This is a genomic window from Endozoicomonas sp. SESOKO2, assembly GCF_024606245.1.
In the GTDB taxonomy this organism is placed as follows: Bacteria; Pseudomonadota; Gammaproteobacteria; order Pseudomonadales; family Endozoicomonadaceae; genus Endozoicomonas_A.
Genome location: NZ_JAHHPQ010000046.1, coordinates 1 through 2,031, shown reverse-complemented (window position 1 = coordinate 2,031; position 2,031 = coordinate 1). Strand labels below are relative to the sequence as shown.

The following is a 2,031-nucleotide window of genomic DNA, read 5'->3' as shown; positions in this document are numbered from 1 at the left end:
TCGCCATTCTTGTCTTTCCATTCAGGCCAGCTCAGCACCGCTTTCACTTCCTCATGTTTGGGAAAGCCTCTGCTATGATTCATAGACGAGATGGCGAGGAACAGCTGTGTATTGAAATTGTCATTCTGGTCTTTCCATTCCGGCCAGCTCAGTATTGCTTTCACTTCCTCATGTTTGGGCACACCTTTGCCATTGTTCATGGATGCAAAGGAAGTTAATACATTCAAACTGGCTAAATATGCGAGTTCATCCTGGCTACGTTCGACAAAATCAGAGATATGTTCTTTTCTATTCTTCAGCATGTCGGTCAGCACGTCAGTATTTTTGATGCTTTCAGGAAGGTGCCCAAAAAAAGCAATGGCATTATCGAAGAAACCATTAAAAGAATTTCTCTCTACGAAACCAAGCAGCCTGTAAAAAGAGTACTTAACCGTGATGTTTTCTTTCTCGAATACCACCATCAGGGATTGCACTTTTTCCAATTCTTCATTGGTTAATTCGTATTCGATATTCTCTTTTACTTCTTCCAATGGTTCATTTTTTTTACTCTCAGTCCCCGGCGGGCAGTTGTCACATAAAAACGCTGAAGCTGATTCCTCATTAGCTATACGCTTTAATTCTTGTTGATTCAGTGGCTTGTTACACTTCGAACAAGTTGCAACCGAACTTCCAGTGTCCTGCTCAGCCGAGGGTTTCAGTGGTTCATCGCCCCCACTACCACTGTCGTCTTCTGAATCGGTTTCCTGGCCAGGGACGGCGGCTTGGGAAATCTGGCCGGATTGGCCTGACCCGCCTGTTGTCGCAGTCGACGATGCTGCAGTCGTTCGGGAGGGGTGACCCTTTTTCCCGGAACCCGCCTGACGGCCAGAACCTTTACCAGAAGTGATCTCACGGTAAATACTGAGTTCCTGATCATTATCTGCCAGCCATGTTTGAAGCAGTCCTGGATCAATCGTGGCAGGGTCTGACCTTTCCAGATCCATAAGATCCGCTTCAATCACCATGATCCGGTTTGACAAAACCCGAGCCAGTGTTGTTTGGTTTTTATTAGTAGATAATTGTCGTTTTAATCGTAGCTTACGAAGCAGTTCCTTTTTTTTTTGCAGGTATTTTTGAACAGGGCTGAGAACAAGGTTATGGGCAGGCTGGGGCTGTGGATCGGTATTCCAGTTGTTTCCGTCACTTGGCCAAATGGGGAGGGGAGGCAATTGTTGAGCGAGTGGCATAAACCCAGCCGAATGAGGATTGGTTTTTACAGGTTCAGTCAACTTATTGGTATAAACGAAATGCACTGGTGGTGGGCTTGAGCCGGCTAATCCCAATGCGGGCAGCGACTCCCCAAACATTATGCTCATCAACAGAAGCAGCGGTCGGAGCATTAAGCAGAGAGTTTGGTTTTTTTGTTGGCGTCTCGTAGATTCAGGCTTAAAAAAAATCCGCATCACGGACTCCTTCGCTATTGGAAAAACACGTTATTTTAACGTCATCCGGCTCATGACCATTGAATGACCTCTCATTGGCACCGGAATATATAGCAGCCAGATAGTCAGTGCGCCACGATCGGAGTTGGCGAAAAGTTTTTTTTAAGTGAGAGAGTTCGCCTGACAGAAGCTTTCGTCAAACTTAAAGAAGCGGGTTAGCTTAATTGAGGCTTTTATAAAACGACAGTAGTCTAAAGAAATCTGCTGAGTCAGACGAAAGACATATGCCTATTAAAAAATACTTCCACACCCATCAAATAACTCTAATTCCTGACAACTCTGATAAACATCAGGATCAACCTCTGATAATAAGGGGTCTTGCCTTTTTAACCGCTTTATTTCGCTGCATGCCCGTTGCCTCCATCCTTCCAGTATGTGGTTATCGATATCGATTTTGGCTTTTTTAAGGACGGTTACTGTGTGCATCAGCTCCATTTCATCTCCATAATCGTCCAGCAAGTTCAGTATTTCGATGCTAAAAACTTCTGTCTGGTTGAGCTTTAACCATAAACTGCCAAACGCCTGTTTTTCTTGTTTGTCGTCTGGCGGG

At 44.9% G+C, this 2,031-nt stretch carries 2 protein-coding genes; both read right to left on the bottom strand.

From position 1 onward, the window contains the following. On the bottom strand, positions 1-1,355 hold a 1,355-nt coding region (locus KDK17_RS01095), incomplete at its 3' end, for a hypothetical protein (protein ID WP_257287152.1). A gap of 357 nt (positions 1,356-1,712) precedes the next feature. Further along, on the bottom strand, positions 1,713-2,031 hold a 319-nt coding region (locus KDK17_RS01090), incomplete at its 5' end, for a hypothetical protein (RefSeq protein WP_257287151.1).